The 19,002-nt window shown below is 27.9% G+C and carries 11 protein-coding genes and 1 tRNA gene; 7 read left to right on the forward strand and 5 right to left on the reverse strand.

The genetic code is table 11. The annotated features are described in order from the left end of the window. The first annotated feature begins 10 nt into the window (after positions 1-10). The 3 genes from QIA21_RS01850 to QIA21_RS01860 all read left to right on the forward strand — a co-directional run bounded on the left by QIA21_RS01850 (position 11) and on the right by QIA21_RS01860 (position 5,036). Positions 11-94: transfer RNA gene (locus tag QIA21_RS01850), tRNA-Leu, on the forward strand. Between the two features lie 95 nt (positions 95-189). Further along, the gene (gene leuS / locus QIA21_RS01855; RefSeq protein ID WP_301392924.1) at positions 190-2,712 is read left to right on the forward strand and encodes a leucine--tRNA ligase; all 2,523 of its coding nucleotides are present in this window, start codon (positions 190-192) and stop codon (positions 2,710-2,712) included. A 14-nt stretch (positions 2,713-2,726) separates the two neighbouring features. After that, entirely contained in the window at positions 2,727-5,036 is a 2,310-nt protein-coding gene (locus QIA21_RS01860) for an efflux RND transporter permease subunit (RefSeq protein WP_301392925.1), read from the forward strand. Here the strand turns inward: QIA21_RS01860 and lon are convergent. Further along, positions 5,020-7,440, reverse strand: coding sequence for an endopeptidase La (gene lon, locus QIA21_RS01865; RefSeq protein WP_301392926.1), 2,421 nt, complete (start codon positions 7,438-7,440; stop codon positions 5,020-5,022). The genes QIA21_RS01860 and lon overlap by 17 nt on opposite strands. A gap of 276 nt (positions 7,441-7,716) precedes the next feature. On the opposite strand from lon, the gene recJ reads away from it, so the two are divergent. Genes recJ through rpsU form a run of 3 tightly spaced genes read left to right on the forward strand, consistent with a single transcriptional unit; the run spans position 7,717 to position 11,004 of the window. Next, positions 7,717-9,843: a single-stranded-DNA-specific exonuclease RecJ gene (gene recJ, locus QIA21_RS01870; RefSeq protein WP_301392927.1), complete on the forward strand. Its 2,127-nt coding sequence runs from the start codon at positions 7,717-7,719 to the stop codon at positions 9,841-9,843. Further along, entirely contained in the window at positions 9,836-10,780 is a 945-nt protein-coding gene (locus tag QIA21_RS01875) for a M23 family metallopeptidase (RefSeq protein ID WP_301392928.1), read from the forward strand. The genes recJ and QIA21_RS01875 overlap by 8 nt, the downstream gene beginning before the upstream one ends. A 14-nt stretch (positions 10,781-10,794) precedes the next feature. Next, on the forward strand, positions 10,795-11,004 hold the full coding sequence (gene rpsU, locus QIA21_RS01880) for a 30S ribosomal protein S21 (protein WP_091972673.1): 210 nt from the start codon (positions 10,795-10,797) through the stop codon (positions 11,002-11,004). A 35-nt stretch (positions 11,005-11,039) separates the two neighbouring features. On the opposite strand, the gene QIA21_RS01885 is transcribed toward rpsU, so the two are convergent. From QIA21_RS01885 to QIA21_RS01900, 4 genes are read right to left on the reverse strand one after another with little or no spacing between them, the layout of a single operon-like run. Then, complete coding sequence (locus QIA21_RS01885) at positions 11,040-13,397, reverse strand: DNA translocase FtsK (RefSeq protein WP_301392929.1); 2,358 nt, start codon at positions 13,395-13,397, stop codon at positions 11,040-11,042. Then, complete coding sequence (locus QIA21_RS01890) at positions 13,394-14,194, reverse strand: undecaprenyl-diphosphate phosphatase (protein ID WP_301392930.1); 801 nt, start codon at positions 14,192-14,194, stop codon at positions 13,394-13,396. Before QIA21_RS01890 ends, QIA21_RS01885 begins: the two co-directional genes overlap by 4 nt. A 14-nt stretch (positions 14,195-14,208) precedes the next feature. Beyond that, the gene (locus QIA21_RS01895; RefSeq protein WP_301392931.1) at positions 14,209-16,383 is read right to left on the reverse strand and encodes a flagellar assembly lytic transglycosylase; all 2,175 of its coding nucleotides are present in this window, start codon (positions 16,381-16,383) and stop codon (positions 14,209-14,211) included. Beyond that, positions 16,361-17,401 (reverse strand): hypothetical protein, encoded by a 1,041-nt coding sequence (locus QIA21_RS01900; protein ID WP_301392932.1) that lies wholly within the window; start codon positions 17,399-17,401, stop codon positions 16,361-16,363. Before QIA21_RS01900 ends, QIA21_RS01895 begins: the two co-directional genes overlap by 23 nt. A gap of 214 nt (positions 17,402-17,615) precedes the next feature. Here QIA21_RS01900 and QIA21_RS01905 point away from each other — a divergent pair, with 214 nt between their 5' ends. After that, positions 17,616-18,998: a tetratricopeptide repeat protein gene (locus QIA21_RS01905; protein ID WP_091972663.1), complete on the forward strand. Its 1,383-nt coding sequence runs from the start codon at positions 17,616-17,618 to the stop codon at positions 18,996-18,998. The last annotated feature ends 4 nt before the right edge of the window (positions 18,999-19,002 follow it).

Genomic DNA, 19,002 nt, shown 5'->3' on the forward strand with positions numbered 1-19,002 from the left:
ATGAAATAATGCTGTGGTGGTGGAAGTGGTAGACACGCTAGCTTGAGGGGCTAGTGAGCGCAAGCTCATGCTGGTTCAAGTCCAGTTCACAGCATAAAATTGTTAGCAACTTATTAAAGTAAAATTTACAAAAATGCGATTTAAAAGGATTCTAGAGAATAAATTGTAGATTGATTTTCAAGAGGACAAATGTCTAAATACGAATTCAGAAAAATTGAAAAAAAATGGCAAGAATTTTGGGATAATAACAAAATATACAAGGTAAAAGAAGATCCAAGCATTCCCAAAGAAAAAAGATTATACATACTTGACATGTTTCCCTATCCCTCTGCCAGCGGACTCCATGTTGGACATCCAGAAGGATACACAGCTACTGACATATTTGGAAGATACAAACTTTTGAATGGATTTCATGTACTTCACCCAATAGGATTCGATAGTTTTGGACTTCCTGCTGAAAATTATGCAATACAAACGGGAACTCATCCTAAAAAAAGCACAGAAGAAAATATTAATAAGTTTAAAAAACAAATAAAAGCTTTGGGATTTGCATATGATTGGGATCGAGAAATTAGAACACACGACGAAAATTACTATAAATGGACACAGTGGATTTTTCTGGAATTGTATAAAAAAGGGTTGGCTTATGCAAAAGAAATGCCTGTATGGTACTGCCCTGAACTTGGAACAGTATTAGCAAATGAAGAGATTATTCAAACCCCGAATGGACCAAAATCTGAAAGGGGATTTCACAACGTAGAAAAAAAATATTTAAGACAATGGGTTTTAAAAATTACAAAGTATGCTGAAAGATTGTTAAACGATCTTGAAGAATTAGAATGGCCTGAACCTGTAAAAGAAATGCAACGAAATTGGATTGGCAAATCAACAGGAGTTGAAATTGACTTTGAAATTGAAGGCTGCAATGATAAAATCAAAGTCTTTACAACAAGACCAGACACAATCTTTGGTATCACATATTTAGTAATCGCACCAGAAAATAAACTAATAGAAAAAATAACAAAAAATAACTTTAAAAGTAATGTCTTAAAATATGTAAAGCACGAAGAACTAAAAAGTGATCTTAAGAGAACCTCTCTTGAAAAAGACAAATCGGGTGTTTTTACAGGATCTTATGCATTTCATCCAATAACAAAAGAAAAAATTCCCATTTGGGTTGGAAGCTATGTACTAGGAACTTATGGCAGTGGAGCTGTAATGGGTGTTCCAGCACATGATGAGAGAGACTTTCAATTTGCTAAAAAGTATAAATTAAAAATTTTGCCTGTGATATCAAAATCGGGGAAAAATGAAATGCTAGAAAAAGCATTTACTGATGATGGAATTTCAATAAATTCTCCTAATGAATTTAATAATCTTAAAAATTCTGAAGTAAAAGATAAAGTAATAAAATGGCTTACTAAAAACAAAAAAGGGAAAGAAAAAGTTACCTACAAGCTTAGAGATTGGATTTTTTCAAGGCAAAGATACTGGGGAGAGCCTATACCCATTTTGTTTGATAAACTTGGAAATGCAATACCTTTAGAAAAAAATGATCTTCCCCTAAAGCTTCCAGAAGCTGCGGACTTTAAACCTTCTGAAACGGGAGAATCTCCTTTATCAAGGATTAAAGATTGGGTAAATGTAAATAATACGGGTTTTACAAGAGAAACAAACACAATGCCACAATGGGCAGGCTCTTGTTGGTATTATTTGAGATACCTAGACCCTGAAAACCAAAAAGAATTTGCAAGTAAAAAAAAAATTGAATATTGGATGCCGGTTGACCTATACATAGGTGGAGCTGAGCACACAGTACTACATTTACTTTATTCAAGGTTTTGGCACAAGGTTCTTTATGATCTAGGGTATGTAAATACAAAAGAGCCTTTTAAAAAGTTGATAAATCAAGGCATAATAACGGCATTTTCTTATCAAAAAGAAAATGGTGTTTTAATACCTAATGACCAAGTTATAGAAAAAGACAATAAATTTTTTGACAAAAAGGATAATAAAGAAGTAACCCAAGTAATTGCCAAAATGTCAAAATCTTTAAAGAACGTAATAAACCCAGACGACATTATCAAGGAATTTGGAGCAGACGCAATAAGAATTTATGAAATGTTTATGGGACCACTAACAGATTCTAAACCTTGGAACACTAAAGGCATCATTGGTGTTTTTAGATTTTTAAACAAAATTTGGAGCCTAAAAGAAAAAGAACTATCAAAAGACAATCCTCCAAAAGAAATAATATCTCAACTACATAAAGTAATTAAAAAAGTCACAGAAGACACAGAAAAGCTAAATTTCAACACAGCAATCTCTGCCATGATGATATTTATAAATGAGATTTTAAAGTATAAAAAAAATTATTTATATATATTCAAACCATTTATAATTATTTTATCCCCGTATGCACCCCATTTAGCAGAAGAGCTGTGGGAATATATTGGAGAAACTCCTAGTTTATTCAAAAATTCAAAATGGCCAGAATTCGATGAAAAACTTATTATTAAAGACGCAAAAGAAATTGTCTTACAAATAAATGGAAAAATAAAAGACAAAATTTTACTAAACAAAGAAACAGATGAAAAAGAGCTAAAAGAAATAGCAATGCAAAATAGCAAAATAAAATCAAACTTATCCGATAAAAAAATAGTAAAAATAATTGCAATTAAAAACAAGCTTGTCAACATAGTGATAAAGTAAAAAAGAGGCATAATATGGACTTTGAAAGTCTGATCATTAAATATAAAGGAATTATATTCACAATATTTATATTAATCACTATTTTTTTAGGATTTTTTTTAAAAAATCTTAAATTCGATGCAAACATCTTAAAACTTATACCCAAGACTAAAGAAACTGAAAGCTTAATAGACATTGATAAAAGTAATTCACTTTTATCTACAATAGTAATATTTCAAGATAAAAAAAATATTTTCAATAAAAAAAATTTTGAAACAATAAACAGTGTAATCAATGAAATAACAAAAATTTTAAAAGTATCTCCAAATGCCGTTACAAGCATATTTTCTTATTTTCCACAATTTAAAAAAGAAATCTACACAGATAAAGATATGGAAGAAATAAAAAATAAAATAAAGTCAACTCCATTTGTAAAAAACACATTCCTAGGCAACTCGGAAAATTTAATATACTTCATAATAATCCCATCAGAGAGTGACAAAATCAACTTCAGTAGAAATTTAAAAACTGAACTTGATGATATGGAGGAAGTAATTAAAAAATATGAAACAGACGATCTAAAGTTGTATCTTACAGGAGATTTGATAGTAAGAGAAAAAATCTTAAACTACATGGTTGAAGACTTCAAAATTCTAGGCCCTCTTGCTACTTTTGTAGTAATAATTTCACTTTATCTTATTATAAAAAATCTAATTGGCGCATTAATTCCCATTTTTATTGCATTATTATCATTGATTTGGACTTTTGGAATTAAAGGACTTGTACAATCCCCTATTACAGTGCCAGAAACTTCAATGATTGTTTTACTCATTTCAATCGGATGCGCTAATGCTGTACACATAATAAATGGAATATTTAAATTAATAAAAAAAGAACAACTCTCAAAAGAATCAATAAAAACAACAATTAAAAAACTTAAAACACCCATACTGCTCACATCTCTTACAACTGCATTTGGATTCTTATCTCTTACAACCTCTTCGATTAATGCTTACAAAACAATGGGTATTTTCATGTCAATTGGAGTAATTATCTCAATGACAATTTCATTAACCGTTTTGCCTGGAATAATAACATTAATCCCATTTGCAAAAAAAAGATCTCTTGAAAAACAAAATGAAAATAAAATACCTAAAATATTATTCCTTGAAAAACTTGCCAAGCTAAATACACAAATAACAAAGTCTATATTAAAAAGAAAATATACATCCTCTATAATAGTCGTCATCATACTGGGAATTTCTATTGTGGGTCTTTTAAAAATCGAAATCAACTTTGACGAAAAAGATTACTTTAAAGAAACTACAAGTGTGAAAAAAACATTAAACCTAATGCAAAAAGAAATGGGGGGTATATCGATTTTTAAAATAGAACTTGAAGGCAACCCGGGTGAATTTAAAAATGCTAAAGCAATGCAAATCTTAGATTTAATTACAGACAAGCTTGATGCATTTTCTACAAAAACTCAATCGAGCTCTATTAATGGAATTTTAAAATTTACAAATTTTAAAATTAAAAAAGAATCTCCGCTAGAGTATAAACTGCCTGAAAACAAAACTATACTAAATAAACTAATAAATTTAGTAGATAGAAGCGATTGGACTAAAGACAATAAAAAAATGTATATTAATGATGATTGGTCATTAATATCTATTATAGTAAGAATTGAAGACAATTCAACCGAAGGAATAAAAAAATTTGAAAAATATGCTATTGAAACAATTAATGAACATATGAGAAATAATAAATATCATTTCTCGGGGGTATATGATAAAGTGCTAATAGCTAAAACAATGGTAAGAGAGCAGATTATGAACATAATAACAACTCTTGGATCAATAACACTATTGCTTATGTTTTTCTTTAAATCTATAAAAACCGGAATAATTATTGCAATCCCGGTAGCATGGTCGGTATTTTTAAACTTTGCTGTAATGAGATTATTTGGGATAACCTTAAACCCTGCAACAGCAACAATCGCATCTGTAAGCATGGGAGTTGGAGTGGATTATTCAATTCATTTTTTCAATACTTTCATTTTAAAATACCAAAAAAGTCAAATATACAAAACTGCACTTCTTGAATCAATACCTAGCGTATTTAATGGAATATTCGCAAATTCTATTTCAGTTGGAATAGGGTTCTTAACCCTAACATTTTCGGCCTATAAAATAATATCAACTCTTGGAGCAATAATTGCTTTTACAATGCTAACGACATCTCTTGCATCGCTAACTCTTCTTCCATTATTAATTTATTTATTTAAACCTAGGGTAAAACTAGCCTTAAATAACAATTTAAAAAAAATTAAAACAATAATTTAATGACTTCTAGCATATTATCTACAAGATAAAAATTAATGCCGCTCTTAATGTTAATAGGAATCTCTTCTAAATCAACTCTATTTGCCTGAGGAACAATAATGTGCTCAACACCACTACGCTTTGCTGCAATTATTTTTTCTCTAAGTCCCCCTATCATCATTACATTCCCAGTAAGAGAAAGTTCTCCGGTCATAGCCAAATGGGGTCGAACCACCTTATTAAGAGCAAGAGAAATAAAAGCACTAGCTATTGTAATTCCTGCAGAAGGCCCGTCTTTTGGGGTAGCTCCTTCTGGAATATGTAAATGAATAATATTTTTTTCAAAAAAAGATTTGCTAATATTTAGATCTCCTTTGATACTATTAACATAAGTATAGGCAATATTAGCAGATTCCTTCATAACATCTCCAAGTCTACCTGTCAATTTAATTCCACCTACCTTGGACTCCGTCTTTACAGTCTCAATCATTAAAGTTGAACCCCCATAATTTGTCCATGCAAGACCCATTACCATCCCCGAACACATAGCATTAAGCATGCTTTCCTTTCTAAAAACAGGCACACCAACATATTCTTCTAAATTTTCATTAGAAATTTGATAGGATTTAACTTCAGTATTCTCAATAAGCTTTCTTGCAACCTTTCTCACAATTTTGTTTAAATATTTTTCAAAATTTCTCACTCCATTATCTCTTGCATACTCTTGAGCAATTTGAACAAGAGCTGAGCTTTGAAATTTTAAAGAATCTTTATCAACTCCGTTTTCACTTAAAACTTTAGGGATTAAATACTTTCTTGCAATCTCTATTTTTTCGTTATCAACATATCCGGAAACCTCAATAACCTCCATTCTATTTAACAAAGGTCTTGGTATGGTTTCAACAGAATTAGCAGTTAAAATAAAAAATACATTCGAAATATCAAAAGGAAGATCAAGATAATGATCTCTAAATTTAACATTCTGTTCGGGATCTAAAACTTCAAGAAGAACCGAAAAAGGATCCCCATAATTTGAAGCAGAAATTTTATCCACCTCGTCAATTAAAAAAACAGGAGAATTTGTCTTAGTAATTCTTAAACCTTGAATAATTTTGCCTGGCAAAGCACCAACATAAGTTCTTCTGTGTCCTTTAATCTCTGATTCATCACGCATTCCACCAACAGAAAATCTAAAAAACTTGGTGCGCAAAACTTTTGCAATAGCCGCCCCAACAGAAGTTTTTCCCACACCAGGAGGTCCCACCAAAAGAATAATAGCCCCTTTTTGAGTCTTTCTTAATTTAAGAACAGAAATATATTCAATAATTCTATCCTTAACTTCCATCATTCCATAATGAGTTTTATCTAAAATTTTTTTGGATTTTTGCAAATCTAATTTATCGAAATTAATTTTCAAACCTCGCCAAGGAAGCTCAGTAATAAGTTCAAGATAATTTCTAATAACAATATATTCAGCCGAACTTGTCTCAAGAAGTGAAAATTTTTCTAACTCCTTTTCAACTACATCTAAAGATTCTCCTTTTAATTCTAAAGCCTTTAGCTTAGTTTTAAGCTTTTCTAAATCGCTGTTTTTTTTATCGCCCATGCCAAGCTCAGCTTTAATGGCTTTAAGCTGTTCTTTTAAAAAAAACTCTTTTTGCTGTTTCTCTAATCTCTCTTGAATGCCCTTAGCAATTTTATTTTGAATTTCAATTAAATTAAGCTCTTCATAAATTAGCTCTAAAACTTTTTTAAGCCTATCTTTTACGCTCAAAGTTTCAAGAACTATTTGATGATCATTTTTTGAAGATGAAATAGTACTGGCCACAATATCACATAATTTCCCCTTATCTTCAATATTAACCATATTTAATTGAACTTCAGGCATCTTTCTATGTGAAAATATCTCTTTAGTTCTAAGCAAAATACTACTGTAAACTGCCTTTGATTGAATATCGTCTTTTCTAACTGGAATTTGCTTCAAATAGTCAATCTCAATTATGGGAAATTTATCACTTAGAACAACTTTAACAAATTTAATCCTATCAAAAGTTGAAACGAATATATTGTAACCACCATCTGGAAGATTAATTTTTTTTATTATCTTTCCAGTAACTCCAACAGAATAAATATCTTTACTGTAATCAACAATTAATTTCTGTTGAGCATTATTATTATTTTTTCCTAAAAATTTATCATTCAAAACAAACAAAGCAATAATTCCATTACCTTTCATAGCATAATCAATTGCTTTCATATCAGAATCAGAGATTATAACAATTGGAATAAACATCCCTGGAAAAACTGGATGGGAAGGAACCGCTATTAAAGGTGCTCTTACAGGCTTATTAGAATGAGGCAAAATCCCAGCTACGGCTTTTTCTTTCTTCTTGCCTCCTAATTTAGCTTTTTTAACTTCATCCATAAAATTTAAAATCTCCTAAGCTAATTATAACAAAACAAATATTTTATGGAAATTTATTTAATAATATTTTTTTTTATTATAGAATGATAAAATGAGAGTTTGCAAAGTTAAAATTATGATTATGAATTTAGATTGTGATGAAAATTGCAATCCACCAAAGCTATGCCATTCAATAATAAGCAAAATGACTACTGCTTAAGATTAATTAATCTTTGGTGAAATTGGTAAAGAAAAATCCTTGAATAATCGATTGAAAAATGAATTCTAGAGAAATAAATGAAAATTTGGCAGCAAAAAGAAACTAATATACAAGACCAAGAATTAACTCGCATTGCCAAGCAATACAATATCAATCCTTTTGAAGCAACTTTGCTTATAAGGCGAGAAATCAAAGAAGAAGATTTCATGTTTTTCCTTGAAGACAGCGTAAATTTACTACATAACCCATTTTTATTAAAAAATATAGGTAAATTTATAAAAAGAATTAACAAAGCAATTGAAAAGAATGAAAGCATATTAATCTTTGGAGACAAAGATGCTGATGGAATCACAGCAACAATAATAATGTATGAAACTCTTAAAGATTTTGGACTTAATGTTAGTTATAAAATACCTTCAAATGGAGAATTTTATGGACTTTCAAGCGAATTAATCAACATAGCTTTAGAAAAAAAAATCTCTTTAATAATAACCGTTGATAATGGTATCTCTAGTATTGAAGAAATAAATTATGCAAATTCAAAAGGAATAGAAATAATAATTACAGACCACCATCTTCCAAGTGAAGATTTTAAAACTGGAAGCATAGTTATAAATCCCCATCTAAAAGATGACAAATATCCATTCAAAGAAATAGCAGGATGCTGTGTAAGTTTTAAGACTTGTCTTGCTCTTAGCATGTCCTTTACAGATCTTTATTCTAAAAACCTTGTATTTTTATTTTTAGAACAAACAAAAAATGAAATAATTCTTCATGCAATCAAAATAAACAACTATATTTTAAAAGAATACCTAATATTAAATAATAAAAATGACCCTTTAATTAACTCAAACAAACTAGAAAACTTTGTACAAAACAAATATATAATAGTCTTTAACAAAGAAGATCAAGATCAATTATTAAATAAACACTTCAGAAGAAGCATAAATATAAACACAATTGATATTAGTGAAAATTTTATAAAAAAATACCCAAATTTTAGAAAAAAAACATTAAAAGATTTAATCCAAGCAACTAAATATTTTAAATATAAAGAAGTTGAGATTAAAGACAAGCTTTATTACATATTTTACAATGTAATTTTTGAAACTAATAAAAATTTGCTCCAAAAATGCCTAAAAAGACTTAGCTTTGTAGCAATAGGAACAATAGCAGACAATATGCCTATTATTAATGAAAACAGAATAATTCTAAAAATAGGGCTTAAAGAAATTGCTCTAAGAGAAAGAATGTCTATTAATTATCTATTAAAAGATGCAAACATATTAACAAAACCAAACATAACTTCAATGGATATAGCATATAAAATTGCACCAATACTAAACTCAACAGGAAGACTTGAAAAAGCAGATATTGCAATAAATTTTTTATTAACTAACGACATTAATCAAATAGAAAATAAATTTAAAGAAATAAAAGAAATCAATGAACAGAGAAAATATAAAGAAGAAAAAGCTTGGAATTCGCATAATAAAAATACTATTTTTAAAAACGATAAATTCATAGTTTGCTATGATAAAAATACTCCAAAAGGAATAAGTTCCAGAATTGCAACTAGACTTTCTATTTACTACCAAAAAGTTGCTATTTTTTTAACAAAGCAAGATAATATTATTAAAGGATCAATTAGATCAAACAATAAAATCAATTCAAAAGCACTAATATCTATAATACCTTCTCATTTAGTAATAAATTCGGGGGGACATAAAGCTGCAGCTGGATTTACACTGCATGAAAATTTACTCGAAGACTTTATTAAAGAATTAGAATATGCAACTACAAAAGTTAAATATGAAACTACTGATGAAAATAAATCAATATCAATAGATGCTATTATTCCAAAAAATTTATCAAAAGATTCTCTTTTTAAAACAATAGAAATACTTGAACCTTATGGCTATGAATTTAGAGAGCCAATACTAATGATGGAAAATGTTTACCTTCAAGAACTAAAAATAATTGATAAAAATCAAAGCTCAAAACATATAAATATGCGCATTAAATCACAAAATGATTACTATAAAGCTATCTTTTTTAACGGAACAAAAAAAATAGAAGAATTAAATATAAAAGAAGATCAATATTTAGACATAATTTTTACAGTTAATGAAGATTTTTACTGCCCAAGAGAAAAAATTTTGAAAATCATAGACATAAAAAAGAGTGCTCAACTCAATGCTTAGAATGCAAAAAATCTTACTTATATTTTGTATTCTGGGAATAAAAAATATAAATTCAGAAATAACTAACGCTATTCCTAAAGTCCTATATAAAAAAGAGGCATTTCAAGGAGATTACATATACTTTGCAAGTAATGATAACTTTAAAAAGTTATCACTTTTAAGCATAAATAAAAATCCGATTGTAAGTTCTTCTCCGTTTAAATTTACAGTAGGAAGTAAAATTTATTACATAGCATTTATAGGAATTACACCAATGATAAAAGAGGGAAAAAGAGAAATTCAAATAGAATTCGAAAATAAAAGCTATATCAAAGAAATAGAAATAAAAAAATTTAACTTCAAAAAAACAAAAATTAGTTTTAATAAAGAAAAAGCCAAGCTTATTACCCAAAAAAAATCCATAAAACAAAAAGAACAAGCTTTGCTTTTATGGAATATTATTGGTAACATTGGAGACACAACAATATACCACTATGATGCCTTAGTTAAACCTATAAAAGATAAATACATTATAACAAGCCAATACGGAGATTTAAGACTTTACATGCAAGGCAACAAAAAAATTTCAAATTATACAATGCACAATGGGATTGATTATGCACCATTTAAAAGAGAAAATACTCCAATTTTTGCTGCTGGTAAAGGAAAAGTTATATTTGCACAAAATAGAGAGCTAACGGGCAATACCATTATAATACAGCATTTACCAGGTGTATTTACAATTTACCTTCACCTCTCAAAATTGGGAACAAGTGAAAATAAAATAGTTAGTGCTGGCGAATATATTGGGCATACTGGAAATACGGGTCTCTCAACAGGCCCTCATTTACACTTCGAAGTAAGAATTAATGGCATAGCAATAAACCCAGATTTCCTTTTGAATGGCATGCTTATTGACAAAAATAAAATAATAAATAATATTAAAAGAATAGAGTAAAAGGAGGTGATTTTTTGGTAACAGTCATTGTGGACAAAAATGAAAATCTTGAAAAAGCATTGAAACGTTTTAAAAGAATGATTGAAAAAGAAGCAATTATTCGTGAATGGAAAAGAAGAGAATATTATGAAAAACCATCTACAATCCGTGTAAAAAAAGAAAAAGCTTTTAAAAGAAAACAAGCAAAAAAAGTAAGAAAATTAAAACAGAAAACTAATAGATAGATAGCAAGAGATGTTCAAATGGATGTCTCTTTATTTTAAATTAACACCTCTCTTGGTTTTGATCCATTAACAGGCCCTATGTATCCCATATCTTCCATAATTTCAATAATTCGAGCCGCTCTATTGTAACCTATCTTTAATCTTCTTTGCAGATAAGATGCTGATGCCTTTCTTGTGGCTTTAACAATCTCAAGAGCTTCATCAAACATTGGCTCGTCAGAAGGCCCAAGAGCAACTAAATCTGGCTCTTTTGAACTATCAATAAATATTTCATCATCAATATAATTTGGAAAACCAAATTTTTTAACCTCTTCAACAAGTCTGTAAACTTCTCTTTCCTTTAAAAATCCACCTTGAATTCTTTTGGGAAAAGGATTTAAAGAACTAATATAAAGCATATCGCCCTTTCCTAAAAGCTTTTCAGCACCAGAAGATCCAAGAATTATTCTAGAATCCATAGAACTGGCTACCATAAAAGAAATCCTTGAAGGAAAATTGGCTTTTATTACCCCTGTAATAACGTCAACTGAAGGTCTTTGGGTTGCAAGAACCAAATGGATACCTACAGCTCTAGCCATTGCAGCAAGTCTAGAAATTAAATTTTCTAAATCTTTTCTTGCAGAAAGAATAAGATCTGCAAATTCATCAATAATTATTACAAGATATGGCAAAGCCATTAAATTCAAATTTTCATCTTTTATTTTTTTATTATAAGAGGAAATATCTCTTACCAATAAATTATCAAGAAACACATACCTTCTCTCCATCTCATCAAGACACCATCTAAGAGCTTCTAAGGCTCTCTTTACATCTGTAATAACTGGAGTTAATAAATGAGGAATATCATTGAAAAGTTTAAGCTCAACTATTTTGGGATCTATCATAATTAATTTCACTTCATCTGGAGATTTTGAAAAAATAATTGATGCAATTAAAGAATTTACACAAACCGATTTACCCGCTCCGGTTGCACCAGCTATTAATAGATGGGGAGAACTAACAAGGTCAAAAACAATATTTTCACCACTAATCTCTTTTCCAAGAGCAAAAGGAATTCTAAAATCACCTCTGAATTCCTTGCTGTCTATTATCTCTGAAATTAAAATAAACTCACGTCTTTTATTGGGAATTTCAATTCCTACAGCTTCCCTGCCAGGAATTGGAGCAATAATTCTAACCCTAATAGCTGCAAGTCTTAAGGCAATATTATCAGAAATAGAAGTAATCTTAGAAAGTTTAATCCCTTTATCAGGACGAACAGCATACATTGTCACAACAGGACCTTTAATGACATCAATTAACTTAGCATTAATATTAAACTCTTTTAATGTCTCCTGGAGAATAATTGATTGCTTTTGAATTTCTTTCTCATATTCAACATCCTCTACATTATTTTTAACCTCTTTTTGGTCAAAAACTGAAATATCAATAACGTAAGAATCACTTTTTTTATTTAAAACTACATTTTCGTTATAAACATGAGGAACAGTAACTTTACTAATTATGCCTTTAGCCCTTATCTCACCAGCCTTAACCTTCCCACTAATAATCAGCTTATTATCTTCAAGACTATCCAAATATTTATATTCGCAAGAATCATCAATTTCAGCTGCATTTAAAGCGTTATCATCTAAAGTCTCCTTATTCAAAGAGTCTGATTCTCTGGAATCTGGATCTGAGCTTTCAAAAACAGTTTTGGCTAAATTAACATTGGAAGGTTTTCTATTGCTTCTTAAAAAATCACTAAATGACCATAAAGCTTGATATTCCTCATCATTAATAATATTCTTTTTCTCATCAAAACTTTGAGAATCTTTTAAATCTTCTGCAAAATCTCCATACACTTTAATATCTTTTTTTACATCCAATGAATTTGAAAAGGGAAAATAACTTAATATATTTTCAAACAAAATTTTGATCTTAAACTCTAAAAATTTAAAAGTATCTAAAATAAAATTAACATCCTTGAAAAAGACATAATTCAAGTAAATCCAAACAACAAATTCTAATATTAAAAAAATAAAAATAAAAAAATTTCCTAGTATTGAACCAAAATTGACAAGAAATATCTTAATAAGATAAGATTTTTCAACATTAGAATTAATTTTTATTAAAAATATTAAAGTAAAAAACAATATTACAGTATAATTCCAATTGAATATAAATCGTTTAGTAAAAATATGTTTTTTATAAGCGTACCAATTAACAAGTGGATAAATTATTAAATAAAATGATAAAAATGAAAAAACATTAAGCAGTATTTGTCCTATTAGGTTGAAAACAAAAAACATGAATATATTGCTCAAAGGGGTCAATGCTACAAAAAGGGAAAAAGAAATAACCGAAAGCATAAAAAAAAACAAAAATTGAAAATACTGATAAAAATCTTTCATATTCTAAAAAAATAACAAACTGTAATTGAAAGTGCAAATAAATATATTGAAAAATAATATAGTTTTTTGTTATTAAGCATTTTGAAAAAGAAATTTATTGATAAAATACCAACAACAAAAGCAACCAATGCTCCTAAGTTTATTTCAAAAAAATTTAAAACCATAACAGCATCATAAAATTCTTTATATTTTAATAAAATCGCTCCAAAAACTATTGGGATTAAAGACAAAAATGAAATTTCAAATGCACTCTTTCTATTAAATCCTAAAACCGCCGCAGAAAAAATTGTAACTCCCGAACGAGAGATCCCTGGAATCGCACCTAAACCTTGCATTAGCCCCATAAAAATTCCTACTAACAAAATATTGCCTTTAAAATCAATTTTAAAAAAATTAAATTCCAGCATCAAAATTAAAATCCCTGTTATAATGAAATTAATTAAAACAAAAGGCAATGTAAACATTCTCTCGTATTTTGAAATAAAAGTTCCAACAACTCCGGTAACAATAGTTATTATTAATATTAGAAACATTAACTTTAAATTTGTTAAATCAGATTTAACGGTTTTTATTAAAAAAAACCTTATAAAAGTTGAAAAAAGTTCTAAAATTCGTTGACGATAGTAAATAATAATAACTAAAACTGTTGCAAAGTGTAAATAAATATCAAATATTATTGGAAGATTTAAATGCATAAAATGTCTAAAAAGCAATAAATGCCCAGAACTGGATATTGGCAAAAACTCTGTAATACCTTGAACAATACCCAGAATAATTACACTTAAAATATTTGTCATTAAATGCTCCAATACTAATTTTTAGGAAATTCACCCATAATTTTAACTATCACCGAATCTATTCCCTTCTTTTCATACAAAGCGTCATAAAATATCGAATAAACTAATATTTTTTTAATATAATTTCTAGTCTGACTAAAAGGAATTGCCTCAATAAAAAGCTCTTTAGACAAATGTCCATAACTTTTTTCCCACTTTCTAACATTGCCAATACCTCCATTGTAAGATGCAAGGGCTTTGTAAAGGCTACCGGTTGTAGATATTCTTTTTTTCAAATAATATGTCCCAATTATTATATTATCTTTTGGGGCCTTTAAATTATAATCAAAATACTTAAGTTCCTTAGAAATATCATTTGCTGTTGACGGCATAACCTGCATAAGACCAATAGCACCGGGCTTTGAGACAGCATTTTTCTCAAAGCTACTCTCTGCTTTTATTAAAGAAAATACAACACTAGTTTCAAGTCCGCGCCTTTTAGCCCAATATTCTACCAAAGATCCATACAAATAAGGATAAAGCCTTTTATAATCACTCTCCATTAAAGCAGATTCATCTTGACTTACAAGATAATTAATTACAAGAGTTGCATCATAATAATTTTCACTCTTTAAAAGTTCATCGTATACTCTTCGATAAAAATCGAGCGAAAATTTATATCCATTCCTAAAATCTTCAGAAATAAACTCTCTAAGATAATGACAAAGATTGAATTTTAAAAACCTCTCTAAAAAAATCTCATAATCAGATTGTTCATATTTAACATCAAGCCCGCTTGTAAAAAAATCATCAATATTTTGATCTAATAAGTACCTACTCATAAATGAAGAATAAGACCACTTATCATAATTTACAGCAGAATGCAAAAGACTCTTATACTCTCCGCTTCCCTTAGGTTTAATTAATTTATGATATATAAGTCTAGCATTAATAAAGGCAAGCTTAGACAAAATAGAATCAGAAATAACTTTTTGAGCATTAGAATAAAGTTTATAAAGGTTGCCATAGTCTTCAAGCTGAATTGATTCTAAAATATATTCTTCTAAAACCTTAATAAAAGTAGAATTTTTTTTATCGCTCTCGGTATAAAACTTGGCTACACCTTCGGCAAAATAATCTCTTGCACTTTTAGTAAAAATTAAATTGCTAAAAGCCGTATTAAGCAAAGCAAGCCTGTTAATCTCATTACTAAGATTTAAACCTTCAAGATATTCTTTTAAAATAAGAAGTCCTAAATTATTTCTTCTCCTAAGATTTAAAATGCCTAAGTAATAATTCTTATATTTACTCCTTATTTTACTAAAAAATGTTAAAGCATTTGAAATTTTTCCAGAACTAATAAAAGCCTTATAAACATCGCTTAACACAACATTATTGTCATAATAATCACGCAAACCATTTTTATTCAATATATTTATTGCACTATTAAAATTACCATTCGCCACTTCATACTTAAACCTAACAAGATTTAAAAAATTTTCACTAAAGTATTTAGACTTATTTTCAATAATAAAATAATCATAAGCTCTTACATGTAAATAATTTGAAGGTAAATTCTCAAAAAGCTTATTAAAATAAATTTTTGACTCACTTACATTAGAAAGATTAAGATAAAGAGCTGCCTTTAACAAAATATTTTCATTTTCCTGATAATCAGAAAATTTCATCTTATCAAGTTTACTTAAAAGACTAAGTGCTTTATCGTTCTTCTTTTGCCAATAAAGACTTTTAAAATAGCCTAGCATAATGAATTTATTATTTTCGTATTTTTTATGAAGTCTCTCTCCAATCAATTCAGACGAAGAATACTCTTTTATTGAGTTAAAATATTCAATAAGTTTAATTCCAGCAAACTGGGATGCAATACTATCCCCATCAGCTATAGCCTTTTTCATATACTCTACAAATTTCTCTTCAAATCCTATTTTTTTAAACAAATAAGCAACATATATATAAGAACTTGAATCTATGTTAAAATGCTTATCAAAATTTTTTTTTGAATAATCAAAATTCCATAACCAATTCAAATTATTTAAATCAAACTCTTTTGAATGCACCTTGATAAAATCACTACCTGAAATTTCTTTTTTCACAAAGCATGAAAAAAAACTTAAAGATAAAAAAAGAAAATTTTGCAATACACAAAAATTTCTATTAAACTTTCTATTAAACATGTTGATCTTTTCCATATCTCTCAATTCTATTTTTACCACATTTAAAGTAATATGAGACAAAATCTCTGGGCTTTAAAATTTTTGAAAAAATTAAAAATAAAGAAAAAAATATTAGAAGAAAAAGAGAAATAAGACTTAAATATAGCATGGGGGAATGAACTACTCCCTCACTTGAATTTAATTTAAAATTATTTTTTACCACATCATTCTCAAAATCCTCTCTAAGATCTAGTTCAACATCTTCATCTGAAGTATCTATTAAGTCTTTGTCAATATCTGCAATAATGTCTTCAACACTTAAATCATGCAAATCTTCTTCTTCAGAAGAAAATTCTTTTAATTCTTGAAACTCAAAATTATTAAGATTCAAAGACCCCTCATCAATATAATCAACTTTTTTAGCTTCTAAATTAAACTCTTCTTTGAAATAATCATTATTATCATTATCATTATCATTATCATTATCATTATCATTATCATTATCATTATCATCTGAATCATTTAACTCAATTTTTTGATCTTCTTCGGTTTTTAAATCTACAGAATCAACAATAGGCATAGTTAAATCAAAAACATCTTTTTTAACAAAATCATCTCTTTCTTCAAAATTTAAATCAAACTCAGAACCCAAATTTTCAACAGGCAAATCATTGCCAATATTGCTTTTAAAACCATTTAAAAGGTCGCCCCCCCCATTAGATTCTTTAAAGTTTTGATTAAAATCTACAAGACTTAAATCGAACTTCGATTTATCTTGAATCCCATCAGATTCACTATAAACATAAAGTATTTCATCTATAACTTTAAAATAAACATTTACACTCAAGCTTTCCTTTTTTAGATTATCCAAGAAAAAAGAACCAACTAAAAAAGGAGATGAAAAATCTTCATATTCACTAACATAAAAATTCAACTTAATACTAGTATCGCCCGCAATCTTGCCCAATATTACTCTTTTAACAGAACTATCATCTAAATTTAAAACCGAATAATACTCATTATTAGATAATTTTATTGCTAAAAACCCTTTCAAAAATTACAACCTCTTTGCTTTATTTTATTGAAACCAAATTTATGTACTAATTATAGTTATCATTATTATTATTTATATTATAACTATAATATAATATAAATAATGTGATGTTCAACTTACAAATTACTTTTATTTTAAGTAAATAGCTTTTATTAAAAGTAGATATGATGATTATACAAATTAATGAGATATTTTGAATTTAGGAGCAATACGAGTGTTATCGCTATTTATAGTAATCTCTTCATTAACAGTATTTATTTTAGTATTTTTATTTTTTAAAATCGCATTAAAACTTACAATGGGCAAAACTAAAGGAAAAATCAAAAAAGATGACGAGAGAACACGAAAATTAATCGAAAGAGCAATTTCTATATTAAAAACAAATCCAAACGAAATAGGTGCCCTTGAAATTTTAAATGATTACTACTATAAAAATAAAGACTATGAGAATGGTATAAAATATGCAAAAAAATTATGCCAATTAATAGAAGACAACCCAATAAGCCAAGAAATAAACACATTTAAAGCTTTTTTAAGCTATGGATTTTACAATCTTAAAAGAAATTTTAATAGAGAAGCCTTAGAATTTTTAAAAAAAGCTTACTTGATAAAAAAAACAGATGAGGATGCAAATTATTATCTTGGCATAGCATTCTTAAAAAATGAAATGTATAAAGAAGCTCTATACTATCTTACAAAAGTCTACAAGTTTAATAAAAATAATAAAGACATTCTAAAACACATAGGAATAACTTTATTTAATCTGGAAAACTATAGAAAAGCTGCTGGAATATTTAATAACATTAAAAAACATATACAAGGAGATATTGACGCTCTTTTAGCATATGCTAAATCTTTATCAAAAATGAACCAAGATCATCTAGCACTAGAGATTGCTAACAAAATAAAACAAAAAGACGGAATGATTTATGAGGCTTTGCTAATTACATCAGAGATTCATTCAAAAAATAAAGAATTAGAGAAATTAGAACAAAATATTAAAGAAATAATAAAAGTAAAACCTGATTTGCCTAAAAAAATTTTTCTTGAATTATTTTATAATCTTGGAGAACTCCAAATCTCTGTTGAAAATTATCAAAAAGCCACAGAAGCTTTTACCAGAGTTGAAGATATTGATCCAAATTACAAAAAAATTAAAGAAAAATTAGAATTTAGCAAAAGATTAAACGAAAACATAGCACTAAGAATATATTTGCGCAGTTCAAAAGAAAATTTTGAAAAACTAGCAAATGAAATTATTTTAAAACTATATTTAAATAAATTTCAAGTAAGAGATTCTAAAATAAACGAAATAACATCACAATTTATTGATATGAACTTTCACTTAGCTAACAATCAGTGGGAAGAAAATTTAATAGTACGCTTTGTAAGAACTGAACAAGACACTTTTGGTGAATTATTTTTAAAAGATTTCATTTCAAAAATAAAGGAAAATAAAATAAAAGGGCTCTGTATTGCTCCATCAAAATTCTCTTTAAAGGCCAAACAAATGATTGAAGGAAGGCTTATTGATTTAGTAGAAGGCAAAAGACTAACTCAAATACTTAAAAAAATTAATATATCCAAATATATATGAAAAA

Source organism: Borreliella japonica (genome assembly GCF_030438115.2).
In the GTDB taxonomy this organism is placed as follows: Bacteria; Spirochaetota; Spirochaetia; order Borreliales; family Borreliaceae; genus Borreliella; species Borreliella japonica.